General features: G+C 73.7%; 21 protein-coding genes and 1 pseudogene. 14 read left to right on the top strand and 8 right to left on the bottom strand.

The features are described 5' to 3' along the window. The first annotated feature begins 62 nt into the window (after positions 1-62). On the top strand, positions 63-1,904 hold the full coding sequence (locus tag IF88_RS0118365) for an AMP-dependent synthetase/ligase (protein ID WP_030712933.1): 1,842 nt from the start codon (positions 63-65) through the stop codon (positions 1,902-1,904). Between the two features lie 56 nt (positions 1,905-1,960). On the opposite strand, the gene sph is transcribed toward IF88_RS0118365, so the two are convergent. Then, positions 1,961-2,950 (bottom strand): sphingomyelin phosphodiesterase, encoded by a 990-nt coding sequence (gene sph, locus IF88_RS0118360; RefSeq protein WP_030712931.1) that lies wholly within the window; start codon positions 2,948-2,950, stop codon positions 1,961-1,963. A gap of 128 nt (positions 2,951-3,078) precedes the next feature. On the opposite strand from sph, the gene IF88_RS0118355 reads away from it, so the two are divergent. Then, a complete protein-coding gene (locus tag IF88_RS0118355; protein WP_030712929.1) occupies positions 3,079-3,975 on the top strand; it encodes an oxygenase MpaB family protein in 897 nt (298 codons plus the stop codon). A 6-nt stretch (positions 3,976-3,981) separates the two neighbouring features. Here the strand turns inward: IF88_RS0118355 and IF88_RS0118350 are convergent, their stop codons facing one another. The 3 genes from IF88_RS0118350 to IF88_RS0118340 all read right to left on the bottom strand — a co-directional run bounded on the left by IF88_RS0118350 (position 3,982) and on the right by IF88_RS0118340 (position 8,701). Beyond that, complete coding sequence (locus IF88_RS0118350; RefSeq protein WP_030712923.1) at positions 3,982-5,517, bottom strand: M1 family metallopeptidase; 1,536 nt, start codon at positions 5,515-5,517, stop codon at positions 3,982-3,984. Between the two features lie 397 nt (positions 5,518-5,914). Then, positions 5,915-7,540, bottom strand: a complete 1,626-nt coding sequence (locus IF88_RS0118345) for a PQQ-binding-like beta-propeller repeat protein (protein WP_030712921.1) — start codon at positions 7,538-7,540, stop codon at positions 5,915-5,917. 126 nt (positions 7,541-7,666) lie between these two features. After that, entirely contained in the window at positions 7,667-8,701 is a 1,035-nt protein-coding gene (locus IF88_RS0118340) for a PucR family transcriptional regulator (RefSeq protein WP_030712919.1), read from the bottom strand. 108 nt (positions 8,702-8,809) lie between these two features. Here IF88_RS0118340 and IF88_RS0118335 point away from each other — a divergent pair, with 108 nt between their 5' ends. The 8 genes from IF88_RS0118335 to IF88_RS46570 all read left to right on the top strand — a co-directional run bounded on the left by IF88_RS0118335 (position 8,810) and on the right by IF88_RS46570 (position 17,761). Continuing rightward, positions 8,810-9,706 (top strand): alpha/beta hydrolase, encoded by an 897-nt coding sequence (locus tag IF88_RS0118335; protein WP_030712917.1) that lies wholly within the window; start codon positions 8,810-8,812, stop codon positions 9,704-9,706. A gap of 41 nt (positions 9,707-9,747) precedes the next feature. Continuing rightward, a complete protein-coding gene (locus IF88_RS0118330; protein ID WP_420710986.1) occupies positions 9,748-10,983 on the top strand; it encodes a serine hydrolase domain-containing protein in 1,236 nt (411 codons plus the stop codon). 60 nt (positions 10,984-11,043) lie between these two features. Then, a complete protein-coding gene (locus tag IF88_RS0118325) occupies positions 11,044-11,907 on the top strand; it encodes an SCO6745 family protein (protein ID WP_030712913.1) in 864 nt (287 codons plus the stop codon). Between the two features lie 84 nt (positions 11,908-11,991). After that, positions 11,992-14,481, top strand: a complete 2,490-nt coding sequence (locus IF88_RS0118320) for a Tex family protein (RefSeq protein WP_030712911.1) — start codon at positions 11,992-11,994, stop codon at positions 14,479-14,481. 271 nt (positions 14,482-14,752) lie between these two features. After that, the gene (locus tag IF88_RS0118315) at positions 14,753-15,253 is read left to right on the top strand and encodes an ImmA/IrrE family metallo-endopeptidase (RefSeq protein WP_030712909.1); all 501 of its coding nucleotides are present in this window, start codon (positions 14,753-14,755) and stop codon (positions 15,251-15,253) included. Continuing rightward, positions 15,243-16,433: an MAB_1171c family putative transporter gene (locus IF88_RS0118310; RefSeq protein ID WP_030712903.1), complete on the top strand. Its 1,191-nt coding sequence runs from the start codon at positions 15,243-15,245 to the stop codon at positions 16,431-16,433. The genes IF88_RS0118315 and IF88_RS0118310 overlap by 11 nt, the downstream gene beginning before the upstream one ends. A gap of 7 nt (positions 16,434-16,440) precedes the next feature. Further along, the gene (locus IF88_RS0118305; protein WP_037806222.1) at positions 16,441-17,232 is read left to right on the top strand and encodes an SDR family NAD(P)-dependent oxidoreductase; all 792 of its coding nucleotides are present in this window, start codon (positions 16,441-16,443) and stop codon (positions 17,230-17,232) included. Between the two features lie 7 nt (positions 17,233-17,239). Then, a complete protein-coding gene (locus IF88_RS46570; RefSeq protein WP_030712899.1) occupies positions 17,240-17,761 on the top strand; it encodes a hypothetical protein in 522 nt (173 codons plus the stop codon). On the opposite strand, the gene IF88_RS0118295 is transcribed toward IF88_RS46570, so the two are convergent. Further along, positions 17,748-19,385, bottom strand: coding sequence for an ABC-F family ATP-binding cassette domain-containing protein (locus IF88_RS0118295; RefSeq protein WP_030712896.1), 1,638 nt, complete (start codon positions 19,383-19,385; stop codon positions 17,748-17,750). The genes IF88_RS46570 and IF88_RS0118295 overlap by 14 nt on opposite strands. 101 nt (positions 19,386-19,486) lie before the next feature. Here IF88_RS0118295 and IF88_RS0118290 point away from each other — a divergent pair, with 101 nt between their 5' ends. Both IF88_RS0118290 and IF88_RS0118285 read left to right on the top strand, forming a co-directional pair. Next, positions 19,487-20,455, top strand: a complete 969-nt coding sequence (locus IF88_RS0118290; RefSeq protein ID WP_030712893.1) for a GlxA family transcriptional regulator — start codon at positions 19,487-19,489, stop codon at positions 20,453-20,455. Positions 20,456-20,508: 53 nt separating this feature from the next. Next, positions 20,509-21,138, top strand: a complete 630-nt coding sequence (locus IF88_RS0118285; protein WP_030712890.1) for a DJ-1/PfpI family protein — start codon at positions 20,509-20,511, stop codon at positions 21,136-21,138. Positions 21,139-21,155: 17 nt separating this feature from the next. On the opposite strand, the gene IF88_RS0118280 is transcribed toward IF88_RS0118285, so the two are convergent. Continuing rightward, a complete protein-coding gene (locus IF88_RS0118280) occupies positions 21,156-21,908 on the bottom strand; it encodes an enoyl-CoA hydratase/isomerase family protein (RefSeq protein ID WP_030712881.1) in 753 nt (250 codons plus the stop codon). A gap of 189 nt (positions 21,909-22,097) precedes the next feature. On the opposite strand from IF88_RS0118280, the gene IF88_RS0118275 reads away from it, so the two are divergent. Then, positions 22,098-22,289, top strand: coding sequence for a hypothetical protein (locus tag IF88_RS0118275; RefSeq protein WP_051837098.1), 192 nt, complete (start codon positions 22,098-22,100; stop codon positions 22,287-22,289). A gap of 130 nt (positions 22,290-22,419) precedes the next feature. After that, positions 22,420-22,914, top strand: a complete 495-nt coding sequence (locus tag IF88_RS0118270; protein ID WP_051837113.1) for an ATP-binding protein — start codon at positions 22,420-22,422, stop codon at positions 22,912-22,914. A gap of 72 nt (positions 22,915-22,986) precedes the next feature. Here the strand turns inward: IF88_RS0118270 and idi are convergent, their stop codons facing one another. Continuing rightward, complete coding sequence (gene idi / locus IF88_RS0118265; protein WP_030712872.1) at positions 22,987-23,586, bottom strand: isopentenyl-diphosphate Delta-isomerase; 600 nt, start codon at positions 23,584-23,586, stop codon at positions 22,987-22,989. A gap of 220 nt (positions 23,587-23,806) precedes the next feature. After that, positions 23,807-24,559 (bottom strand): annotated as a pseudogene (locus IF88_RS40495) (class I SAM-dependent methyltransferase); the annotation flags it as partial. Positions 24,560-24,605 lie beyond the last annotated feature (46 nt).

Here is a 24,605-nt window from a genome sequence, read left to right as displayed (position 1 = left end):
CACAGCTTGGGTTCAACAGTATTGCTGTCGCACCAACGATGTGAAACGGCCAGGAGCTGCCCATGACCACGAACCTGCGACTGCCCGGACGACCCGAAGAGATCACCCTCCCCGCCCTGCTGGCCCGCAACGCCGCCGAGCACGGGGAACTGCCCGCCCTCTCGTGGCGCGCCGGCCCCGGCTCCGCCGACTGGGCGACCCTCACCTGGAGCGAGGTCCGCCGCAAGGTGGCCGTCCTCGCCTCCGGATACGCCGCCCTCGGGGTCGAGCGCGGCGAGCACGTCCTGATGATGATGGGCAACCGCCCCGAGCACTGGCTCAGCGACCTCGCCCTCGTCCACCTCGGCGCCGTGCCCGTCACCGTGTACGGGACCTCCGCGCCCGAGCAGATCGCCCACATCGCGCGCCACAGCCGGGCCAGGGTCGCCGTCGTCGAGGGCGCCCGCGAACTCCTGCGCTGGGAGCCGCTGCTGGCCGACGCGACCGTTCCGCTGGAGCGCCTCGTCGTGGCCGAGGCGGCCGACGCGGGCGGGCACTCCACGTACGGCTCCCTGCACGCGAGCGGGGCCCGGCTGCACCGCGCGGACGCCTTCGAGAAGGCCTGGCAGGAGACGCGCCCCGAGGACCCGCTGACCGTCGTCTACACCTCCGGGACCACCGGCGACCCCAAGGGCGTGCGGCTGACCCACCGCAACCTCATGCTCCAGGCGATCCGCCTCGACCGGCACGTGGACCTGCCCGAGCACGCCGAGCACCTCTGCTACCTGCCCTTCGCGCACATCGCCGAGCGGGTCCTCGGCATCTACCTGCCCCTGCTGCGGGCCGCGCACGTACGGCTGTGCGCCGACCCCACCGCCGTGGCGGGGGCGGTCCGCGAACTGCACCCGGTGCAGTTCTTCGGCGTGCCCCGCGTGTGGGAGAAGCTCGCCGCCTCGGTCCGCGCGGTCCTCGCGCAGCTGCCCGAGCCACAGCGCACGGCCATCGAGGCCGCGAACGACCTGGCCCGCGCCCGGGCCGGTCACCGGGAGCGCGGCGAGGAGGTCCCGGCCGCGCTCGAAGCGTCGTACGCCCGGGCGAAGGAGCAGGTGCTGGACCCGCTGCTGCGGCTGGCCGGGCTGGACCGGCTGGTCTGGACGGCCAGCGCCACCGCGCCGATGCCGATCGACGTGGTCCGCTTCTGGGCCGGCTGGGGCATCACGATCATGGACGCCTGGGGGCTCACCGAGACGGCGGGCGTGTGCACGGTCAACAGCCCGGACCGCTTCCGGCTCGGCTCGGTGGGCCGCCCGATCGAGGGGCTGGAGCTGAGGCTCGCCGAGGACGGGGAGATCCTCACCCGCGGCGCGACCGTCTTCGGCGGCTATCTGCGGCCGGACGGCACGGTGGAGAGCGCGTCCGACGAGGAGGGCTGGTTCCCCACCGGGGACGTGGGCCGGCTCGACGAGGACGGGTTCCTCTGGCTGACCGACCGCAAGAAGGAACTGATCATCACCTCGAACGGCAAGAACGTCTCGCCGGCGCTGGTGGAGAACAGGGTCAAGGAGCACCCCCTGATCGGCCAGGCCCTGGTCCACGGCGACGGCCGGTCGTACCTCGTCGCCCTGTTGGTCCTGGACCCCGAACTGGCCCCGGTCTGGGCCGCCGCCCGGGGCATCGAGGCCGCCTCCCCGGCCGGGCTCGCCGCGCACCCGGCCGTCCGGGAGGAGATCGCCCGCGCGGTCGAGGCGGCCAACGCCCGGCTCAACCGGACCGAGCAGATCAAGCGGTACCGGCTGCTGACCGGGGAGTGGGGGCCCGACAGCGGAGAGCTCACGCCCTCGCTCAAGCTCCGCCGCCGCGTGATCCGCGACAAGTACGGCGCACTGATCGACGGACTGTACGAGGAGCCGTACGCGGCCCCGTGACCGGTGGAGCCGACGCACCGCACCCGGGGGGACGGACCGGGTGCGGTGCGCGGCAGCTAGCGGCCGATCAGCGGGTAGTGGTCGGAGAGGTTGGTGTAGGTGTAGGAGGTTCCCCAGCTGGAGACCGTCCAGGGCGCCGACTGCTCCTTGACCACGTTGTTCTCCCAGCCCGCGGGACGGGCGTTGCCCTTGCGGTAGAGGACGTAGTCGAGGTCCTCGCGCGGGTCGGTCGGGTAGCGGTAGTTCGCTATCGAGTTCAGCGCGGTGTCGAAGGAGTACGGGTGGCCCGTGCGCGTGTCGGAGCCCGCCAGGTCGGCGTTGGCGAGCAGGGCGGCGTACTCGGGCGTGCGCGAGTCGACGTTCAGGTCGCCCGCCACGATGACCTGCTCGTTCGCCGGGATGTTCTTCCCGTCGAGGAAGGCGTCGATCGCGCGGAACTGGCGGGCGCGCATGTCCGCCGCCTCGCCCGCGCCGCAGCCCGAGTCGGTGGACTGGGCGTGCGTGCCGACCACGTGCACCTTCGTGCCGTTCACGTTCAGCACCACGTACGCGAAGCCCTTGTTGGACCACCAGTCGGCGCCGCAGGCGTCCTTGTAGACCACCTGTTCCTTGCGGACGATCGGCCACTTGCTGAGGATCGTGACGCCGCCGTCCTCCGGGGTGGTGGAGGAGTAGGCGCCGCCCGTGGCGTCCCAGCCGCTCTTGCTGCGGCCGACGACCGGGGTCTGGTACGGGTACTGCGCGGCCGAGTTGGCCTTCAGCGCGTCCGACGCGCCGTTGTCGAAGGCCTCCTGGAGCACGACCACGTCGTGGCCCTGGTAGAAGGAGACCTTGGGGATCTCCGCGGCCCGGTGGTCCTGGCCCCAGTTCGGGTACAGGCTCTTGCTCATCAGGAACACGTTGTACGACAGGACGCTGAGCCGCGGGGCGGCGGCGCCTTCCGCGGCCGAGGCGGCGGGCGCGGAGGTGGCGGCCAGGGCGCCGGCGGCGACCGCCGCTACGGCCGCCGCGGCGGCACGGTGGCGACGGGGGGAGTTCTGCGGCATGGGGGACTCCATCATTCCTGCGGGAAGATCGGCTCCGTCATCCAAGCAGTCGCGGTTACCTCTGGGTAACACCCGTGCAGCGACTTTCTGTCCGGCTCGGGGCCATCTGGCTCTCGCATACTGGTGACATGGAAAGCACGGCAGCCCACGCGTCCGAAAGCCGCCCCGCGCGCCCCCGCACCGACCCCGAGCCGCCGCCCCCGGGCGGGGTGCTGTGGACCATCGCCGGCGACGTCCGGGCCCTGCTGATGCTGCCCGCCGCCTTCACCCTGCAGGTCGCCCACCCCGCGATCGGGGCCGGTGTCGACCAGTACTCCGTCTTCCGCACCGACCCCTGGGGCCGCGGCGAGCGCTCGCTGCGCTCGGTCCAGCTGTGGGTGTACGGCGGGGCGGAAGCCGCCGAGGAGGGCCGCCGGGTCCGCCGCCTGCACAAGGAGATCCAGGGCACCGACACCCGCGGCCGCCGCTACCACTCCCTCGACCCCGCCTGCTACTCCTGGGTGCACGCCACCGGCTTCCCCGTCTACCTGTACGCCGGGCGCTACCTGCTGCGCCGCTTCACCCCCGCCCAGGAGCGGCAGCTCTACCGGGAGTGGCTGCAGGTGGGCCGGATCCTCGGCATCCACGACCGGGACATGCCGCAGAGCGTCGAGGAGTACTGGACGTACTGGGGCCGGATGCTGGCCGAGGAGATAGAGCCCACCAAGGTCGCCCGTGAGCTGATCGCCACCGATGTGCCGCTGCCCCGCCCCGAGGCCGGTTCCCCGGCCGTACGCCTGCTGCTGCGGCTGACCTGGCCCGCCCTGCGGGCGGCGTTCCTGCACCTGCGGGCCTTCGTCACCGTCGGGTACATGCCGCCCGAGGCGCGGGCCGCCCTCGGGCTGGAGTGGAGCCCGGCCCAGGAGCGCAGGCTCCGCGGGTTCAGCACGGCCCTGCGGCTCCTCGTACCGCTGCTGCCGGAGCGGCTGCGGTACCTGCCCATCGCGCGGGCGGCGCGAGCCCGATGGCGCGCCGCCGCCCGCTGACGGGACTCAGTGCTCGTCGTGCGTGTGGACCGTGTTCGTCTCCGCGATCTTCTTCCAGGACTTCGGCTCCGCGGCGGGCTTCGCCGGCTTCGCGGGAGCGGCCTGCTGTGAGCGGCCGGCCGCGGGCTTGCCGGCCGCCGGGTTCAGGGCCGACGCGTCGGGCTTGCCCGGGGTGTAGAGCCAGGTCTCGAACAGCTGGGCCAGCGGCTTGGCCGAGACCTTCTCCGCGTAGCGCACGAAGTCCCCGACCTTGGCGTTGCCGTAGGCCCGCTCGGTCGGCCACCCCTTGAGGATCTGGAAGAACTTCTCGTCGCCGATCTCGTTGCGCAGCGCCTGCAGGGCGATGCCGCCGCGGTCGTAGACGGCCCCGTGGAACTGGTTCTCCGGACCCGGGTCACCCGGCTTGACCTGCCAGAACGCGTCCTCGGCCGGGCGCAGGGCGTAGGCCCAGTCGGCGAGCTCCTGCGCGGTGCCCTCGCCCTCCTTCTCCGACCACAGCCACTGGCTGTAGCGGGCGAAGCCCTCGTTGATCCAGATGTCCTTCCAGCCCTCGACGGACACGCTGTCGCCGTACCACTGGTGGGCCAGCTCGTGCACGACCACCGAGACGTTGGCGCCGTTCTGGAACTGGCGCGGGCCGTAGAACGGCCGGGTCTGCGTCTCCAGCGCGTAGCCGGCGTTCACGTTCGGCACGTAACCGCCCAGCGCGTTGAAGGGGTACGGGCCGAAGACCCCCTCCAGCCACTCGGTGACCTCGCCGGTGCGCTCCACGCTCGCGCGCGCCGCGCCCGCGTTGTCGCCGAGGTCCTTGCTGTAGGCGTTGACGATCGGCAGCCCGCTCGCGGTCGTGTCGGTGGTGATGTCGAACTTGCCGACGGCCAGGGTGGCGAGGTAGGTGGCCTGCGGCTTGTTGGACCGCCAGTTGTACCGGGTCCAGCCGAGGCGCGAGGTCTGCGACTGGAGCACGCCGTTGCTGATGGCCTGGGTGCCGTCGGGGACGTTGACGGAGACGTCGAAGGTGGCCTTGTCCAGCGGGTGGTCGTTGCTCGGGAACCACCAGGCCGCCGAGTCGGGCTCCTGCGCCGCCACACCGCCGTCGGGCGTGCGCTGCCAGGCCGTCCAGCCGTCCACCTTGAACTCGGAGGGCTTCCCGGCGTACTTGACGACGACGGTCAGCGGGGTGTTGCGGGCCAGCGGCTTCGCCGGGGTGACCTCCAGCTCGTGGGAGCCGGACGTGGCGAACTTCGCCTTGGTGCCGTTGACGCGGATCTCGCTGACCTGGAGGCCGAAGTCGAGGTTGAAGCGGGACAGGTCCTGCTTGGCGGTGGCGAGGAGGGTGGCGGTGCCTTCGAGCAGGTCCGTCTTGGGCTGGTACTGCAGGCGCAGGTCGTAGTGGGACACGTCGTATCCGCCGTTGCCGCTGGCCGGGTAATAGGGGTCGCCGATACCCGGGGCACCCGGACCGGCACTCGCCGCCGACGCCGGGATCACCAGCAGCAGGGAAGCGGCGAGCACGCTCGGGGCGATGACTTTGCGGTGCACGAATGACTCCAAGTGGTAGGGGAGGCAGGTCGGTTCCAGGTCTTGTGGCTCGACCGTATTCACCCGTGATCGCTCACGTCATGTCCATGGCCCCTGCTGTCACACGATCGCCATTCGGCCGTCACGGTAGGGCGGACACGGCGGGGTGTGCGCCGGGGACGCAGCGCGCCGGGCGCACTCCGCCGACGGCCCGGCGCGGCCCGCCCGGGCCCCGCCCGGGGCCCGTGACCTGCGGCGCAGCCGCCGTCCCACGGCCCCGCCGGAGCGCGGGCGAGCGAGGCCGGGACGCGCGCCGAGGACGGGCAGCGCCTCGCCCGGGAGCCGTCCCGGGCGCGCGGGATCGGCCGAATCGGGCCTGACGCACCGGGCCTGACGCACCGGCGGAAGGCCTTCGCCGTCATGGGCGGGGTGCGGGTGGGGTGGGGACGAGGTGCAGGATCCGTCCGTCGGCGGTCCCGGCGTACAGTCCGCCGCCGGGTGCGGGTGCGGGTGCCACCACCAGCGACAGCGCGACGGTGGGGAGACCGTGGACCCGCAGCTCCGTACGCCGGCGCACCGAGCCGTCGGCGGCGTCCAGCGTCACCAGGGTGGCGTCGTTCCGGGCGACGTGCACCAGCTCCCCGTCGGTGTCCAGGGCGGTGGCGGGCGAGTCGGCCCGGTACCGCCACAGCACGCTCCCGTCGGTCAGGGAGCGCCGCACGACGTACGACTCGTCACTTCGGCCGCCCGTGCCCGCGTACACGAGGGACTGCCCGGTCTCGGCCGCCGGACCGCTCGCGTGCGGCCCCCCGGGCTCCGGCGCGTGCGGGAAGAGCCGGCGGAGCGTGCCGTCCGGGCCGACGGTCGTGACCCACTTGTCGTGGTACGGCCTGCGGGGGTCGAAACCCACCAGCAGGTACGGCCGGGTGGCGTGGCGGACCTGGAAGTCGTGGAGGAAGCCCGTGCCCGAGGGGCCGTCCACCGGGCCGTCGGGGCCCGGGGAGAGAAGGGTCCACGGAACGCCCCGGTACTGCTCCACCGGCCGCAGGAACGTACGGTCGCCGCCGGCGACCAGGGTCACGGGGTGGTCCACCGGCACGGTCTCCAGGACGCTGCCGTCGTCGGCCGAGAGCCGGGCGACCCGCGGAGCGGGGTGCTCCGCGCGGTGGGGCGGGCGCAGCCGTTCCGCGTTGGCCCAGACCGAGGCCCGGACCGAGGCCGCGCCGGGGACCGCGTCCGGGGCTCGGTCCGGGACGAGGAGCAGCCCGCGGCCGCCTTCCGCGTCCGGGACCGCCCACTGCCGTTCCCCCGAGGGGAGCCACGCCTCGGCGAGGACACCGTCCAGGGCCGCCAGGACCCGTCCGTCCGGCAGAGCCTCGACCGCGCCCACCCGGGTCCGCGGGGTCCACTCCCGGCCGGCCCGGGCCGCGAGGCCGCGGAGGATCCGGCGGGCGTCCGGGCCGGGGTCCGCGCGGTCGAACTCCGCCGCGGGGGCGTTCAGTTCCGCCGCGGCGACGCCCTGGTGCCCGACACGGGCCCAGTCGGGGCGCTCGATCACGGCGGTGTGCGCCTGCCGGTGCGCGCCCGGGTCCTGCCAGTCGTCGCAGGGCGCCAGGGTGAGGCGCAGTGCGGTCGGGCTCTGCCATTCCACGCGGACCACCTCGCGCGGGTACGGGAGTACGGACACGGCCTCACCGGTGTCCAGGCGGACCAGCAGCAGTTCGCCCGTGAAGGAGTAGCCGCCGTCGTACCCCCCGGTGCCGACGGCCAGCAGGGGCAGCACGGGGTGGAAGGCCAGGCAGTTCACCTCTTCGCGGGACGGCACCAGGTGCCGGCACCGCAGGCCGTCCCGCTCGTACACGCCGATCCGGTGCTCGATCCACCGCCGGTCGCCGCTGCCGCGGCCGTTCCACTGCAGCCGGCCCACGTGACCGCCCACGGCGACCAGGTCCGAACGGTCGTCGGCGACGGCCGCCCTCGGCCTGCCGATCTCGGCGAACGGCCCATCGCCGAACACGCGCCGGACGGTCGGTACGGCAGTCATACGGGGAGCCTCCGGGAACGGCACACAGGGACGCCGTCCCGGACCGGCACGGCGGTCGTCCATCGTCGCGACCCGCGCCCCCGGAAACCAAACGGGTTTCACCGCCCGGCGCGGAGCGGGGGCGGTTCAGTCGTCGAGCAGGCGCCAAGTGGTGAGGGCGAGGGTGGCCCGCAGGAGGGCGGTGGGGTTGGTCAGGTCGAGGCCCAGGGCCTTCCCGATCTGGTCGATCCGGCGGGCGACGCTGCTGTGGTGGAGGTGGAGGAGGTCGGCGGCCCGGCGCAGGGAGCCGGTGGCGCAGTAGGCGTCGAGCGTCGCCAGGTCCTCCGGGTGGGCGGCCACGCGGGCGACCGCGGCCACGTCGGTGTTCGCGCGCGCCGCGGCCCGGGGTACGTCGGCCAGCAGGGCCAGCGCGCCCAGGTCCTCGTGGCGGACGACGGGTTCGCGCGCGGTGGTGAAGCGCAGGGCGGTGCGGGCCTGCCGCCAGGAGCGGTCGGGGCTGCCGGCGGCGCCGATGCCCGCGCGCACGTCCGCCGGAAAGCGGGCCGGGTCGACGGCGGCGGCCAGGACGACGCCCACGTCGCCGACCGTCGCCGCCTTCACCGGGCGGGCCGGGCACGCCAGGGCGCCGATCCGGTCGAGCGGCAGCCGCGACCGCACGGCGACGGCGCGGACCGGCTGGTCGGCGGCGAAACCCAGCAGCCGCAGCGCCCGGGCCCGGCCCGCCTCGTCGCCGTCGGAGCTGATCGCCAGCTCGACGAGCGCGGGGTCGGCCATGGTGGTGGGGGCCGGGCCGTACCGTTCGACGACCGCGGCCGCGGCGAGGGCGAGCCGGTCCAGGAGCACGTCGTCGAGCGGGTTCGGCGGGCCGGGGCGCTCCAGCCACACCGTGCCGACCTCCTCCTCGTCCAGGGTGATCGGCGCCGTGGAGGACGCGGCGGGCGGCGGGGCGGACACCTGTCCGCCGTCGGGCGCGACGCGGACCACCCGCCCCGTGCCATGCAGCCGGAACCCCGCCACGCATTCGGCCAGGCCCGCCGAGGCCCGGGCGAGCGCCGGGAGGTCCACGCGCCGGCGCATCAGCGTGTCGTAGAACGCGACGACGCGGATCGCACCCTCGGCGTACGAATCAAGTCCCGACAGCCGAACGGCCAGTGCCTCCATGGCGCAAGGATAGGCAGCGGCCGGTGCGCCGTTCGGCGCGCGATCGGGGCCGGACGCGCGACGGACGGCGGACGACCCGCCCGGGTGCGGGCCGTGAGGATGGGCGTCATGGATCCCGAACTCGAAGTATTCGTCCCGTTGCTCGCTCCGCTGGACCTGAGCGACCCGGTCACCGCACGCAAGGAGTTCGCCGAGCGCGCCGCCGCAGCGCCGGCGCCGGACACCTCGGACATGGAGGTCGAGGACCGCACGGTGTCCGCCGACCCGGACGTGCCGGTGCGGATCTACCGTCCGCACCGGGCGCAAGGAGCCGTCGTCTGGCTGCACGGCGGCGGTGGGGTCTTCGGCGACCTGGACACCGAGCATCCCTGGGCCGCCCGGATCGCGGGCCTCTCCGGGGCGGTGGTGATCTCGGTGGGCTACCGTCTGGCGCCCGAGCACCCGTTCCCGGCCGCCCTGGACGACGCCTACGCCGTACTGGACTGGACGGCCGGGCACGCGGACGAACTCGGCGTCGACCCGGCGCGGATCGCGGTCGGCGGACACAGCGCCGGTGCGAACCTCGCCGCCGCGACCGCGCTGCGGGCCCGTGACGAGCAGGGGCCCGCGATCCGCTTCCAACTGCTCAACCAGCCGGGACTGGACGACCGCCAGGAGACGTGGTCGGCGCGGAACTTCACCGACACCCCCTGGTTCAACCGCGACCAGATCGCCGCGGCCTGGCGGCACTACCTGGGCTCCCGGCCCGCCACCCCGTACGCGGCCCCGGCGCGGGCCGCCGACCTGTCCGGCCTGCCACCCGCGTACATCGCCACCGCGGAGTTCGACCCGAACCGCGACGAGGACATCGACTACGCGCGGCGCCTCCTGCAGGCGGGCGTGTCCGTGGAACTGCACCAGTGGCCCGGCACCTTCCACGGCTCCCAGGCGATCCTGTCCGCCGAGGTCTCGCAGCGGCAGAACGCCGAGCTCGCCGCGGCGCTGCGGCGCGCCCTCGCCGCATGAGCCGCGGACACCAACTCACCGATGACGAAAGGACGGACGTGTTGAAGATCCGACTGGCGGTATGCGCGAGCATGGCCGCACTGAGCCTCTGTGCGGGCACGGCGTCGGCGGCTCCCGCGAGCCCGTCGACCGCTTTCGATCCCGCGGAGCTGGAGTCCGCCCTGGACGGTGTCCACCAGGCGGGAGTCCCGGGAGTGTACGCCGAGGTGCGCGACGGCGGCCGGACATGGCGCGGAGCCTCCGGGGTCGCCGACATCAGGACCGGCCGTCCCGTCAGGCCCGACATGCGCCAGCGCGTCGGCAGCATCACCAAGACCTTCACCGCCGCGGCGGTCATGCAGCAGGTCGAGCAGGGCCGGATCCGGCTCGACGCGCCGATCGGCGACCACCTGCCGCAGCTGGTACCGGGGGAACGCGGCAGGAAGATCACGGTCCGGATGCTGCTCAACAACACCAGCGGCCTTCCCGACTACATCCGCGAGGCGTTCCCTTCGCTGAAGGACATGTCGCCCAAGAGCCTGGACGACAACCGCTTCAGGCGGTTCCACCCGGCCGAGCTGATCGCGATGGGCGTCAACGCGCCTCCCGCGAGCGAGCCCGGAGCCACTCCGGGGGTGTACTCCAACACCAACTACCTGCTCCTCGGCCAGCTCCTGGAGCAGGTGACCGGTACCACGGCCGAGGAGTACATCACCCGGAACGTCATCGAGCGCGCCGGGCTCCGGCACACCGGATTTCCCACCGGGCCGCGCATCGAGGGACCGCACTCGCGGATGTACGAGGCCCTGTGGGGCCTGAACGACCCGCCGCGCGACTACAGCGTCTACGACATGTCCTGGACGGGGACGGGGGCTGCCCTCGTATCGACCATGGACGATCTCAACCGCTTCTACGCCAAGCTGCTCGACGGGAAGATCGTCAGCCGGTCCTCGCTTGCCCAGATGCAGCGCACGGTCCCGGTGGTCGCCCTGGACGGATCGACGATCCAATACGGCCTGGGTCTGCACAAGGTCGTCATCCGGGACTGCGGCACTTTCTGGGGCCACGACGGCACGGTCTGGGGCGCCGGCACGATCTCCCTGACCCGGGCCGACGGCGGGCGACAGATGTCCGTCGCGGTCAACCTCCAGAGGTGGAAGGGGCCGGACGGCCCCGGGGAGCCGCAGCACCACCCCGTCGACGACGCGCTGAAGGCCCTGTACGGGCAGGCGATGTGCGGTGACGCGGACGCCGGGGTGCGGCCGGCCGGGGACGCGGGGGAGGCGTCCACGTGGTGAGACGCGCACCACGGGCCGTCGCCCTACCCGGCGTACCGAACAGTCGGTAGCGTGCGGCGCATGACCTTTCCCTTGCTCGCCGCCCGTCGCTGCTGGCACGCCGCGATCAACCCGCTGCACGCCACCGTGTACTTCTCGCCGGAGATCGCCAAGGAATTCGCCGCCCTCGGCGTCACCGACCCGGTAGCCGTCAACCTCGCCCACCGGTCGGCCGCGATGGGCGCCGTCGGGGCGGGCGCGGTCACCGCCACCTTCTACAACTACCGCCACGACCTGGTCGCCCGGCACCTGCCCGCCGTCTGGGAGACCACCACCCCCGAGGAGGCCCTGGCCGCCCGGCTGCGGGCCGCCGACGGCTCCCTGCGCCGGCTCCTCGGCGCCGAGGCCATAGCCTCGCCCGAACTCGCCGAGGCCGCCGACCTGGCGATGCGCGCCACCGAGGGCTGCACCCGGCACGCCCGCACCCTCTACGCGGCCCACGCCGACCTCCCCGTACCGCAGGAGCCGCACCTGCGGCTGTGGCACGCCACCACCCTGCTGCGCGAGCACCGCGGCGACGGCCACCTCGCCGCCCTGCTCCTGGCGGGCCTGGACCCGGTCGAGGCACTGGTCAGCCACACCGCCACCGGCAAGGGCATGACCCCGAAGTGGCTCAAGGGCATGCGCGGCTGGGGGCAGGAGGACCTGGACGCCGCGGCCGACCGGCTGCGCGAGCGCGGCGTGCTCGACGCCGCCGGCGAGCTGACCGCGCAGGGCGTCGCCCTGCGCGAGCGGCTGGAGGACGACACCGACCGCCTCGACGCCGCCCCGTACGAGCACCTCGGCGAGGACGGCGTGGCCCGCCTGACCGAGCTCGGCGGCGCCCTCGTGATCAAGGCGGTGACCGCCGGGGCCTTCCCCGCGGACCTCATGGGCAAGGGCTGACGGACAGGGCTCCCGCCGTCCGTCACCGCCACCTGCCACAATTGGCAGCCTTCCAGTGCAAACGAAGGCAGGCGGGACCCGATCGTGACGATGTCCATCGAAGGCAGGATCGCCGAGGAGCTCGGCGTACGGGAGCGGCAGGTGAAGGCCGCCGTCGAGCTGCTCGACGGCGGCTCCACCGTGCCGTTCATCGCGCGCTACCGCAAGGAAGCGACGGAGATGCTCGACGACGCCCAGCTGCGCACCCTCGAGGAGCGGCTGCGGTATCTGCGCGAGCTGGAGGACCGGCGCGCGGCGATCCTCGACTCCGTGCGGGAGCAGGGCAAGCTCGACGCCGAGCTGGAGGCCCGGATCAACGCGGCCGACACCAAGGCCCGGCTGGAGGACATCTACCTCCCCTTCAAGCCCAAGCGGCGCACCAAGGCGCAGATCGCCCGCGAGGCCGGGCTGGAGCCGCTGGCGGACGGCCTGCTGGCCGACCCGTCCGTGGAACCGGCCGCCGCGGCCGCCGCGTTCGTCGACGCCGACAAGGGCGTCGCCGACCCGGCAGCCGCCCTCGAAGGCGCCCGCGCCATCCTCACCGAGCGGTTCGGCGAGGACGCCGACCTGATCGGCGAACTGCGCGAGCGCATGTGGGGCCGCGGCCGGCTCGCCGCGAAGGTCCGCGAGGGCAAGGAGGAGGCGGGCGCCAAGTTCGCCGACTACTTCGACTTCGCCGAGCCGTTCACCGCGCTGCCCTCGCACCGCGTCCTCGCCATGCTGCGCGGCGAGAAGGAGGACGTCCTCGACCTCAACCTGGAGCCCGAGGCCCCCGAAGACGCGGCGACCGCCGGCCCGTCCACGTACGAGGGCATGATCGCCCGCCGCTTCGGGGTCGCGGACCGCGGCCGGCCGGGCGACAAGTGGCTGGGCGACACCGTCCGGTGGGCCTGGCGTACGAAGATCCAGGTGCACCTCGGCATCGACCTGCGGATGCGGCTGCGCCAGGCCGCCGAGGACGAGGCCGTACGGGTCTTCGCGTCCAACCTGCGCGACCTGCTGCTCGCGGCGCCCGCCGGCACCCGGGCCACGCTCGGCCTGGACCCGGGCTTCCGTACCGGCGTGAAGGTCGCCGTCGTGGACGCCACCGGCAAGGTCGTGGCCACGGACGTGATCTACCCGCACGTGCCCGCCAACAAGTGGGACGAGTCCCTCGCCAAGCTGGCCCGCCTCGCGAAGGAGCACGCGGTCGAGCTGGTCGCCATCGGCAACGGCACCGCCTCCCGCGAGACCGACAAGCTCGCCGGGGACCTCATCACGCGCCACCCCGAACTGGAGCTCACCAAGGTGATGGTCTCGGAGGCGGGCGCCTCCGTGTACTCGGCCTCGGCCTTCGCCTCCCAGGAACTCCCCGGCATGGACGTGTCGCTGCGCGGTGCCGTCTCCATCGCCCGCCGCCTGCAGGACCCGCTCGCCGAACTGGTCAAGATCGACCCGAAGTCGATCGGGGTCGGCCAGTACCAGCACGACCTGTCCGAGGTGAAGCTCTCGCGCTCGCTCGACGCGGTCGTCGAGGACTGCGTGAACGGCGTCGGCGTGGACGTCAACACGGCCTCCGCGCCCCTGCTTTCGCGCGTGTCGGGCATCAGCGGCGGCCTCGCCGAGAACATCGTGGCCCACCGCGACGCCAACGGCCCCTTCCGCAGCCGCAAGGGGCTCAAGGACGTGGCCCGCCTCGGCCCGAAGGCGTACGAGCAGTGCGCGGGCTTCCTGCGCATCCGCGGCGGGGACGACCCGCTGGACGGCTCGGCCGTGCACCCCGAGGCCTACCCGGTCGTGCGGGCCATGGGCAAGACGGCGGGCGGCGAGGTGGCGGCCCTGATCGGCAACACCTCCGTGCTGCGCTCCCTGCGCCCCGAGCAGTTCGTCACCGAGGCCTTCGGCCTGCCCACGGTCACCGACATCCTGCGCGAGCTGGAGAAGCCGGGCCGCGACCCGCGCCCCGCCTTCAAGACGGCCACCTTCAAGGAGGGCGTGGAGAAGATCGGCGACCTGGCCCCCGGGATGATCCTGGAGGGAGTGGTCACCAATGTGGCCGCCTTCGGTGCCTTCATCGACATCGGCGTCCACCAGGACGGCCTGGCACACGTCTCGGCGCTGTCGAAGAACTTCGTCAAGGACCCGCGGGACGTGGTCAAGCCGGGCGACATCGTCCGCGTGAAGGTCATGGACGTGGACATCCCGCGCAAGCGGATCTCGCTCACCCTGCGCCTAGAGGACGAGGCCGGGGCCGAGCGCGGCGCGGGCGCCCCCAGGCAGCGCGAGGACCGGCGGGGCGGCGGCTCCGGCGGCGGCCGTCCCCCGCAGCAGCGGGGCGCAGGCGGCGGCACCCGAGAGGGTGGCCGCAACCAGGGCGAGCGCGGCCAGGGCGGCCAAGGCGGCCAGGGCCAGCGCCAGGGTCAAGGAGGCCAGGGCCAGGCCGGTCAGGGCCGGCGCCAGGGCGGCGGTGGCGCCCCCGCACCCGCGAACAGCGCGATGGCGGACGCGCTGCGCCGCGCGGGCCTCACGGCCCCCGAGGAGCGCCGCAAGCGGTAGGCGCCGTCAAGGGCGGCTTGCAGCCACCCGGCGCGTCAGGGTCCTCGTACGCGGTGGCCGAATAGCTTCCCCACCTGGGGACTTGTCTTGCCAACTCGCGTACAAGATCTGTAGGCATGGTGGAACGCCCGTTCGTCATCCGGCGGACGGGCTTCCGTGTTTCCCCCTCAGGACCGCATTCCCCGAGGCCGCCTTGAAGGCACAGGACGTCATGCCCATGCCCATACACGCCTACCGACGCTGCCCCGGAAAGGGTCCGAAGAGGGATCACATGCCCCACCGGCAACTCAGCATTCGCAAACGGTGCGAGAACATTCTCGGCCATCTGGATCTGACCCACCCCTTCTCCCTCGACGTGCTGGTCAACCGGATCGCCGAGCAGCGGGGCCGCCCCATCCGCCTCCACCCGCTCCCGAAGGAGGCGGCGGAGTCCGGGGTCTGCGGTCTGTGGGTGGGCACGGCCAGCGTCGACTACGTCTTCTACGAGGCGCAGACCACCCCGTTGCACCGGGAGCACATCGTCCTCCACGAGCTCGGCCACATCCTCTTCGGGCACAACTCGTTGGAGGGCGAGGAGACCGACGGCGAGGCCCCCACCGTGCTCGGGCGCACCAACTACACCACCCGCCAGGAGCAGGAGGCGGAGATGCTCGCCAGCATGATCCGCATCCGCACGGCGAACGCCGGCCCGCGCCGGGCCGGCCGGGACCGCGGCACCCTGGCCCGGCTGGAGTCGGCCATGGGCTACGAGCGGGGCAACGATGGCAGCTGACCTCACCGCCTTCGGCGACTGGCTCGCCGTCCCCAGCGTGGTGTGCCTGTGGGCCGCGGTCCTGCTCCGCGCCCCCGGCGCCCTGCGCTCCCCCCAGCAGCGCGGCCTGTGGCTGGCCGTCGCCACCGCCGCCGCCGCGATGACCCTGAACCTCCCGGACGTCGTCACCTACGCGATGAACCGCGGCGCCGGCTACGCTCACACCATCGGCCTCGTCCGCAACCTCATCGGCGTACTGTCGGCGGGCGCCGTGCTCTACTTCGTCGCCGCCGCCACCCGCGGCCGCCGGCTCCAACTCGGCTCCTGGATCGCCACCCTGGCATGGCTGGGCGCACTCCTGGCCCTGGACGCTGCCGCCCCCGGCCACGGCACCCACACCATGCCGCCGGTCGGCGACCCGGTGCCCTCCCTCGCGTACTGGCTGGTCCTGATCTCCGCGCACGTCATCGCCAACACCGTCTGCGTGGCCCTGTGCTGGCGCTACAGCCGGCGCACCGAGAGCCGGGGCCTTGCCGCCGGACTGCGCCTGTTCGGCCTCGGCACCGCGCTCGCCGGACTGTTCTGGCTGGCCTACCTGCTCAAGGCCCTGTTCGGCAGCACCTGGGCGATGCCCGCCCTCCCGCTGCTGATGAACCTGCACGGCCTGCTGCGCGCCGCCGCGATCCTCGTGCCCACCCTGTTCACCCTCCGCCGCACCGCCGCCGACAGCGCCACCGCCTGGCGGCTGTGGCCGCTCTGGCGCGACCTGGTCGAAGCGGTCCCGCACGTGGCCCTGAACAAGCCGCGCGCCGGCCGGGTGGTGGAGCTGCTGTGGCCGCCGGTCCCGCGCAACCTGCTCGTCTACCGCAAGGTCATCGAGACGCGCGACGCGATCCTGATCCTGGGGGAGTACGTGGCCCCGGGCGCGCTGGAGAGGGCCCGCGGCCAGGCCGCCGGACAGGGGATTCCCGAGCAGCGGGCCGGCGCGGCCGCGCTGGCCCGCGTACTGAAGGAGGCGCGGCAGGCGAAGCTCGACGGACGGCCCGGGCAGCCGGGCGAGGCCGCCGCGCTGGAGCTGCCCGCCTCGATCCACACCTCGCAGGAGGGCGGGGACCTGGCGGACGAGGCCCGGTTCCTCGTCGACGTGGCCCAGGCCTACGCCTCTCCCGCCGGCACCACGTCCGTCAGCACAAGGAAGTGAACCCGTCTTGACCACCGCAGGAACCACCGTACTGATCACCGGGGCCAGCGCCGGACTGGGCGCGGCCTTCGCCCGCGGCTTCGCGGCCAAGGGCTGCGACCTGGTCCTCGTCTCCCGCGACAAGGACCGGCTCGAAGCCGTCGCCGCCCAACTGGGCCGCGAGTACGGCACCGAGTGCGAGGTGCTGCCCGCCGACCTGCTGGACGCGGGGGACTGCGCGGCGGTCGCCGAGCGGCTCGCCGACCGGTCCCGGCCCGTGGACATGCTGGTCAACAACGCGGGCTTCGGACTGCCCGCGCCCTTCCCGTACAGCCCGGTCGAGGACGAGGAGCGGATGCTCGACCTGCTCGTGAAGGTCCCGCTGCGGCTCACCCACGCCGTCCTGCCGGGCCTGCGCGAACGCCGCCGGGGCGCGGTCCTCAACGTCTCCTCGGTCGCGGGGCTCCTGCCGACCGGCACGTACGGGGCCGCCAAGGCCTGGATCACCGCGTTCAGCGAGTCGCTGCGGGTGGACATGGCGCCGTACGGGGTCCGGGTGCTGGCCGTGGTCCCCGGCTTCACCCGCACCGAGTTCCAGGAGCGCGCCGGCATGGACGTCAGCGCGCTGCGCGACGCGGTCTGGCTGGAACCGGAGGCCGTGGTCGCCCAGGCCCTGAAGGACCTGGCCCTGCGCCGCCCGGTCAGCATCACCGGCCGCCGCTACCAGGCGTACGCCCTGGCGGTCCGGCACCTCCCGCGCGCCTTCGTGGCCCGGAAGCTGGCCCGCAGACGCCGGCCCCCGGCCGCGGCGGACACGTGAGCGCGCCGTGGAGCGGGCCCGCGCGGCCCTGCGGTCCGGTCTGCCGCCCGCCGAGGAACGGTGGGGCGACCTCGCCCCCGGCGATGAGGAATTCCTCGGGGAACCCCTCGACCTCGCCGCGGTGTTCGACGTCCATGTGACGCTGGACGAGCCGGGCGAGCACATCCGCGACCTGCCGGGCCGGTCCACGGGCCCGCCGGGCGGCATCGGCAGCGGGGCCGCCTTCAGCGTCGGCCGCAAGCCGCAAGCCGCAAGCCGCAAGCCGCAAGCCGCAAGCCGCAAGCCGGACACCGGCCGCCTGCCCGCAGCGTACGCCGTACTCGTCGGCCTGCCGGTCCGCGAGCGCGGCGCCCCGGTGCGCTACCGGGCGGAGCCGGACACGGCCGACGAGCTGCTCGCCGCCTGGCTGCCGCCCGAGGACGAGGCCGCCGCCGCTCCGGTCCGCGAGGCCCGCGAACGCTGCGCCCGGCGTGACACCACCGGCAGTCGGCCCGGGCCGTCACCTCGGAGACGGCCTAGAGCTCGGTGACCTTGCCGTCCTCGACCCGGAGGCGGCGGGTCACGTGCACCGCGTCGAGCATGCGGCGGTCGTGGGTGACCAGGAGGAGGGTGCCCTCGTAGGCGTCGAGGGCGGACTCCAGCTGCTCGATCGCCGGGAGGTCGAGGTGGTTGGTGGGCTCGTCCAGGACCAGCAGGTTCACCCCGCGGCCCTGGAGCAGCGCCAGCGCGGCACGGGTGCGCTCGCCGGGGGAGAGGGTGGCCGCCGGGCGCAGCACGTGGGCCGCCTTGAGGCCGAACTTGGCCAGCAGGGTACGCACTTCGGCCGGCTCGGTCTCCGGGACCGCCGCACAGAAGGCCTCCAGCAGCGGCTCGTCGCCGAGGAACAGGCCGCGGGCCTGGTCCACCTCGCCGACCAGGACGCCGGAGCCGAGGGTCGCGGAGCCCGAGTCCGGGGCCAGCCGGCCCAGCAGGACGGCGAGGAGGGTGGACTTGCCGGCGCCGTTGGCCCCGGTGATCGCCACCCGGTCCGCCCAGTCGATCTGCAGGCTGGCCGGGCCGAAGGTGAAGTCGCCCCGCTTGACGGCCGCTTCGCGCAGGGTGGCCACCACCGAGCCGGAGCGCGGGGCCGCCGCGATCTCCATGTGCAGCTCCCACTCCTTGCGGGGCTCGTCCACGACCTCCAGCCGCTCGATCGCCCGCTGCGTCTGGCGGGCCTTGGCGGCCTGCTTCTCGCTGGACTCGCCGCGCAGGTTCTTGCCGATCTTGTCGTTGTCGGAGGCCTTGCGGCGGGCGTTGCGCACGCCCTTGTCCATCCAGTTGCGCTGCATCTGGGCGCGGCCCTCCAGGGCCGACTTCTTGCCCGCGTACTCCTCGAACTCCTCGCGGGCGTGGTCGCGGGCGCGCTCGCGCTCCTCCAGGTACGCGTCGTAGCCGCCGCCGTAGAGGTTGATCTGCTGCTGGGCCAGGTCCAGTTCGAGGACCTTGGTGACGGTCCGGGTCAGGAACTCTCGGTCGTGGCTGATGACGACCGTGCCCGCGCGCAGCCCCTTCACGAACCGCTCCAGCCGCTCCAGGCCGTCCAGGTCCAGGTCGTTGGTGGGCTCGTCGAGGAGGAAGACGTCGTAGCGGGACAGCAGCAGCGAGGCGAGGCCCGCGCGGGCCGCCTGACCGCCCGAGAGCGCCGTCATGGGCAGGTCCAGGCCCACCGTGAGGCCGAGCTCGGCGGCGACCTCCTCGGCCCGCTCCTCGAGATCGGCGCCGCCGAGGTCCAGCCACCGGTCCAGCGCGGTCGCGTACGCATCGTCCGCGCCCGGCGTCCCGTCCACCAGCCCCTGCGTCGCCGCGTCCAGCTCCGCCTGCGCGGCGGCCACACCCGTACGGCGCGCCAGGAAGTCGCGGACCGACTCGGCGGGCCGGCGCTCCGGCTCCTGCGGGAGGTGGCCGACGGCGGCGGTCGGCGGGGAGAGCCGCAGCTCCCCGGTCTCGGGAGTGTCCAGCCCGGCGAGCAGGCGCAGCAGGGTGGACTTCCCGGCGCCGTTCACGCCGACGAGGCCGATGACGTCGCCGGGGGCGACGACGAGGTCGAGATCGGCGAAGAGCGTGCGCTCACCGTGCGCGGCGGTGAGCTTCTTGGCGACGAGGGTTGCAGTCATGATGTGCCGATCCTATCCGGCGGACGGCACCCCCCCGGATGGCCGTATAGGTGGGAAGCACGTCATTGCGGCCATCGGGGCCCGCGTCACACCATGGGGTCATGTCGTCGCGAAACGTGCTCGTCCTCCTCTACGACGGGGTGCAGAGTCTGGACGTGACCGGGCCGGTGGAGGTGTTCGCCGCCGTGGCCCGGTTCCCGGCGCTGCCCGCCTACACGATCGGAACGGTGTCTCCGGCTGGAGCGCCGGTCCGTACCAGCAGCGGGCTGACGCTGGTGCCGGACGCGGACCTGGAGAGCGCCCGGCCGGGCGCCGGGACCACGCTGCTGGTGCCCGGGGGCCGGTACACGGGCGACTTCGAGCCGCGGCTCACCGACTGGCTGCGCGCCCACGGGGGTGGCGCGGAGCGGCTGGTGTCCGTGTGCACGGGCGGGCTGCTGCTGGCCGAAGCCGGGCTGCTGGACGGGCGGCGGGCGACGACGCACTGGTACGTGTGCGAGCAGATGGCGCGCGACTACCCGGCCGTGGCGGTGGAGCCCGACCCCATCTACGTACGGGACGGACCGGTGGCCACCTCGGCCGGGGTCACGGCCGGGATCGACCTCGCGCTCGCGCTGGTGGAGGAGGACCACGGGAAGGACGTCGCGCTGACGATCGCCCGGCACCTGGTGGTGTTCCTGCACAGGCCGGGCAACCAGGCGCAGTTCAGCGCGCAGCTGGCGGCCCAGACGGCCCGGCGGGAGCCGCTGCGGGACGTGCAGCAGTGGATCACCGAGCACCCGGACGGCGACCTCAGCGTCGAGGCGCTCGCCGCGCGGGCCCGCCTCTCGCCGCGCCACTTCGCGCGGGCCTTCCAGACGGAGACGGGGGTGACCCCGGGGCGGTACGTGGAGCGGGTGCGCGTGGAACACGCCCGGCGCCTCCTGGAGGTGGGCTCCGCGGGCATCGCCCAGGTCGCCCGCGCCTGCGGGTACGGCACCCCGGAGGCCCTGCGCCGCGCCTTCGTGAGGACGCTCGGCCAGCCCCCGACGGAGTACCGCCGCCGCTTCGGCGCACCCCGGGCCGGCTAGCGCCGATGCGACAGCCAGAGAACGCCACACACATCGACCGCTCCGGAGGAGCCATGCAGATCGCCGTACTGCTCTACGACCGCTTCACCGCCCTCGACGCCATCGGGCCCTTCGACACCCTCGGCCGGCTGCCGGGCGCCGAGGTCGTGTTCGTGTCCGAGCGCCCCGGACCCGTGCGCACGGACAACGGCTCGCTCGCGCTCGTCGCCGACAAGGCGCTCGACGAGGTCACCCGGCCCGACATCGTGCTCGTGCCCGGCGGGCCGCACCCGGAGGTGGAGATGAAGAACCCCGCCGTCACGGAGTGGCTGCGGGCCGTCGACGCCACCAGCACGTGGACCACGTCCGTCTGCACCGGCTCGCTGCTGCTCGCCGCGGCCGGCCTGCTCGACGGGCGGCGGGCCGCAGGCCACTGGCTCTACCTCGACCAGCTGCCGCAGTTCGGGGCCGAGCCCACCGGAGAGCGGGTGGTCTTCGACGGGAAGTACGTCACCGCGGCCGGCGTGTCCTCCGGGATCGACATGGGCCTCGCCCTGCTCGGCAGGATCGCCGGGGACGAGGTCGCCCAGACCGTCCAGCTGATGACCGAGTACGACCCCCAGCCGCCCTACGACGCCGGTTCCCCGGAGAAGGCGCCCGCCGGGCTCGTCGCCCGGCTGCGAGCGAACAACCCCCTGGTGTAGGCCGGGCCGTCAGCGCCTCACGGCGTCCAGGTGAAGCGGGGCGCCCGGCGCTCCAGGAACGCGGCGACGCCCTCCGCGGCGTCGTCGCTCGCCGCCGCCCGGGCGTCCCAGTGCCCGTCCCGGTCCGTCCGGCCGTCCGCGAACTCCTTGGCCGCCGCCTGCGTCAGCTGCGAGCGCGAGGCCAGGATCCGGGTGAACTCGGCGACCCGCTTGTCCAGCTGCCCGGCCGGCAGCAGTTCGTTCAGGAACCCGGCGCGCAGCGCCTGGTCCGCGCCGATCAACTCCGCCGAGAAGAGGAGGTACTTGGCCCAGGCCGGGCCGACCAGGGAGGCGAGCCTGCGGGTGGAGGAGGCCGGGTAGACGATGCCCAGCTTCGCCGGGGTCACCCCGAACGACGCCCCCTCCTCCGCGAAGCGCAGGTCGCAGGCCGCAGCCAGCTGGCTCCCGCCGCCCACGCAGAACCCGCGGATCGCCGCCAGCGTCGGCTTCGGGAAGGCGGCCAGGGCCTCCTCCGCCGTCACGGCCAGGGCCCGCGGATCCTCGTCCCCGGTCAGCGAGGAGATGTCGGCGCCCGCGCAGAAGGTCGGTCCGGCACCGGTCAGGACGAGCGCCCGGACCGCGGGGTCGCCCGCGAGGGCCGTCAGCAGGTCGGGGAGCGCCCGCCACATGGCGGCGGTCATCGCGTTGCGCTTGGCGGGGTGCGAGATGACGACGGTGGCGACCCCGTCGGCGACCGTGTGCAGGAGGGTGGCGTCGAGGTCTGCGTCCATGCGCCGGATGCTATCCCGGGCGGTCATACCCATGATCAAGGGAGTCCGTCCGGGGGCGCGAGGAGGTGGCGCGTCCATGGGCACAGACCGTGCAGACCGTATCGGGGCCGGCCGGGGCCGCGGGCAGGGGCCTTCGGGGTCCTGCCGGGGGTCCTGATCCTCTCCAACCGGCCCGGCAACAGTCTGTACGTGATCGGAACCTTCTTCTCCCTCGCCCTCCTGTTCGACGGCCGGAGCCTGATCGCCCTGGGCAGGGGAGTCCGCCGCATCCTGGGCTTGGTCAGGGAAGACGAGGAGTCGCGGGGGACGGTCCCGGTGGACGGGGCCCGCGAGCCGGCCGCGAAGTGTCCGGCAGAAGATCAGGAACAGTCGAACAACTGACTCTGTCATACGCCAGTGGTCAGAATGTGTCCGAATGACGCTGACTTCTGGTCAGCAGTCCGGCCCGGACCTGCCCGTTCCCCACTCTTGACGCGTGGAGACGATCGAGCGTGAAGACGGGGGACGGAAGATGGATGTCAGCGGGAGTGTCCCGCCAGCCAGGGAGGGGGAGCCGGAGGCTCCGGCCGACCCCCTCGCGTACGAGGGCGTGTGGAGGTTCACGGCGCCCGCGGTAGAAGAATCCGTTCCGCAGGCCCGCCGGGCGGTCCGGGACCTGCTCGGGCGCCAAGGGGTGCCGGCCCACCAGGACCTCGTGTACTCCCTGCTCCTGATCGTCTCCGAACTGGTGACGAACTCGGTCCGGCACGCCGCCCTGCTCTCGCCGGAGGTCGCGGTCGAGGTCGCGATCGGCCGCGAGTGGGTACGGGTGGCGGTCGAGGACAACCACCCGTACCGGCCCAAGGCGCTGGAGGCCGACTTCGGCCAGACCGGCGGCCGGGGTCTGCTCCTCGTACGGGAGGTGACGCTGGAGGCCGGCGGGGTCTGCGACGTCGAGCACACCTCGACCGGCGGCAAGGTCATCTGGGCGGCCCTGCCGCTCGCCACCCCGCCGGCCGCCGGCTGAGCGGCGGACGAGCGGGACGGCGTACGGCTGTACGGCCCACAACGGGACGGCCTCGGCGGGACGGCGTCCGGGCTACCAGCCGGCCGCGTCGCCGGTCAGCTCGCGGATCGCGGGCCGCGCCGCGTCCAGCACGGTCATGAACCAGGCCGAGAACGGCACCTCGGCGTGCCGCTTGGCCAGCTCCTCGGCGGTGACGAAGGCAGTGGCCTCGACCTCCTCCGGATCCGGCCGCACGGCGGTCTGCGCGAGTCCCACGAACAGGTGATTGAACTCCTGCTCCACCAGGCCCGAAGCGGGGTCCGGGTGGTTGTAGCGCACCGTCCCCGCCTGCGCGAGCAGCGAGGGCGACAGCCCCAGCTCCTCGTGGGTCCGCCGGGCCGCGGCCGCGAACGGCGACTCCCCGGGATAGGGGTGACCGCAACAGGTGTTCGACCAGACGCCGGGGGAGTGGTACTTCCCGAGGGCCCGCTGCTGGAGCAGCAGACGGCCCTGCTCGTCGAAGAGGAACACCGAGAACGCCCGGTGCAGCTGCCCGGGCGCCTGGTGGGCGGAGAGCTTCTCCGCCGTGCCGATGGTGTTGCCGGACTCGTCGACCAGTTCGAGCATGATCGGTTCTTGAGTACCGGTGCCGTTGGACGCGCTGTTCGCGGCGGTGGCTGGTGTGGTCGGCATACCCATCCTTCGCTTCGGACTCCGGCCTTCAGTCTGCCGTACAAAAGAGGCTTGTCCCCACTTCGGAGATCCGCGCATGTCCGCCCCCCGTCGCGTGCTAGGCGACGAGGGGCGGATCACATCACGTGCGACATCACCTGGCGCCGCGCGGACGTCAGGCCCCGAACGGGGACTCCCGTACGGCGGCCACGTCGGCAGCGGTCTCCGGGCGGGTGGGTCAGGCGTCGCCGTCCCCGGCCGTCACCGGGCGCAGGACGTAACCCGTGTAGCCGTACTCGTGCCCGTGCCGCTCGCGTACGGCGAGCTCCTCGCGGGTCCCGGCCAGGGCCGCCGCCATCGCCGGGGCGTCGGCGCCGGCGCCGGACAGGGCACGGACCCGCTCGGCGAGCGGTTCGTAGTACTCGGCCCAGTCCGAGTCGGGCAGGTGGTGCACGCCGAGCACCCGGTACCCGGCGGCCTGGGCGGCCGCGAGGTTGCCGGCCGTGGTGCGCAGCGCGTAGTGCGGGTCCCAGAAGGCACGCGCGCCCGTGGACGGCTCGGGCACCGTCCACTGGCATTCGGTCAGGACGAGGGTGCCGCCCGGGGCGAGCAGCCGCTTCCACCGCGCGAGCGCGGCGTCGAAGCCGAGGATGTAGGCGGAGCCCTCCGCCCAGACGAGGTCGAAGGAACCGTCCTCGAAGTCCTCGCCGGTGAGTGCGCCCATGTCCGCCTCGACGGTGCGGACGCGGCCGGCGAGCCCGCGGGCCGCGGCGGCCCCGCGGAGCTCTTCGAGGAAGGGGGCGTACAGGTCGACGGCGGTCACCTCGGCGCCGGAGGCACCGCCCGCCTCTGCGGCGAGCAGCAGGGCGCTGCGGCCCGGACCGCAGCCCAGGTCGAGGACGCGCGGCCGCTCGGGCAGCGGTCCGCACAGGGACAGCAGCCGGCGGGTGCTCGCATCGGAGCCCGGAGCCTGCCGGGGCAGGCCGCGGTGCACGGCGAAGAAGGCCTCGGTGAAGGCGTCGCGGGTGAGGGCGTCGCCG

The sequence above is a fragment of the Streptomyces sp. NRRL F-2580 genome, assembly GCF_000720115.1.
In the GTDB taxonomy this organism is placed as follows: Bacteria; Actinomycetota; Actinomycetes; order Streptomycetales; family Streptomycetaceae; genus Streptomyces.
Note: the sequence above shows the minus strand (reverse complement) of the source record. Positions and strands in the feature narration are given on the sequence as shown.

Excerpts from the sequence above, each read along its gene's own strand:
- IF88_RS0118325 (WP_030712913.1), top strand. The coding sequence starts at position 11,044 with ATGACCTTTCCCTTGCTCGCCGCCCGTCGCTGCTGGCACGCCGCGATC.
- IF88_RS0118315 (WP_030712909.1), top strand. The coding sequence starts at position 14,753 with ATGCCCCACCGGCAACTCAGCATTCGCAAACGGTGCGAGAACATTCTC.
- IF88_RS0118280 (WP_030712881.1), bottom strand. The coding sequence starts at position 21,908 with ATGGACGCAGACCTCGACGCCACCCTCCTGCACACGGTCGCCGACGGG.
- IF88_RS0118295 (WP_030712896.1), bottom strand. The coding sequence starts at position 19,385 with ATGACTGCAACCCTCGTCGCCAAGAAGCTCACCGCCGCGCACGGTGAG.
- IF88_RS0118270 (WP_051837113.1), top strand. The coding sequence starts at position 22,420 with ATGGATGTCAGCGGGAGTGTCCCGCCAGCCAGGGAGGGGGAGCCGGAG.
- IF88_RS0118345 (WP_030712921.1), bottom strand. The coding sequence starts at position 7,540 with ATGACTGCCGTACCGACCGTCCGGCGCGTGTTCGGCGATGGGCCGTTC.
- sph (WP_030712931.1), bottom strand. The coding sequence starts at position 2,950 with ATGCCGCAGAACTCCCCCCGTCGCCACCGTGCCGCCGCGGCGGCCGTA.
- IF88_RS0118355 (WP_030712929.1), top strand. The coding sequence starts at position 3,079 with ATGGAAAGCACGGCAGCCCACGCGTCCGAAAGCCGCCCCGCGCGCCCC.
- IF88_RS0118310 (WP_030712903.1), top strand. The coding sequence starts at position 15,243 with ATGGCAGCTGACCTCACCGCCTTCGGCGACTGGCTCGCCGTCCCCAGC.
- IF88_RS0118340 (WP_030712919.1), bottom strand. The coding sequence starts at position 8,701 with ATGGAGGCACTGGCCGTTCGGCTGTCGGGACTTGATTCGTACGCCGAG.
- IF88_RS0118365 (WP_030712933.1), top strand. The coding sequence starts at position 63 with ATGACCACGAACCTGCGACTGCCCGGACGACCCGAAGAGATCACCCTC.
- idi (WP_030712872.1), bottom strand. The coding sequence starts at position 23,586 with ATGCCGACCACACCAGCCACCGCCGCGAACAGCGCGTCCAACGGCACC.
- IF88_RS0118290 (WP_030712893.1), top strand. The coding sequence starts at position 19,487 with ATGTCGTCGCGAAACGTGCTCGTCCTCCTCTACGACGGGGTGCAGAGT.
- IF88_RS0118285 (WP_030712890.1), top strand. The coding sequence starts at position 20,509 with ATGCAGATCGCCGTACTGCTCTACGACCGCTTCACCGCCCTCGACGCC.
- IF88_RS0118335 (WP_030712917.1), top strand. The coding sequence starts at position 8,810 with ATGGATCCCGAACTCGAAGTATTCGTCCCGTTGCTCGCTCCGCTGGAC.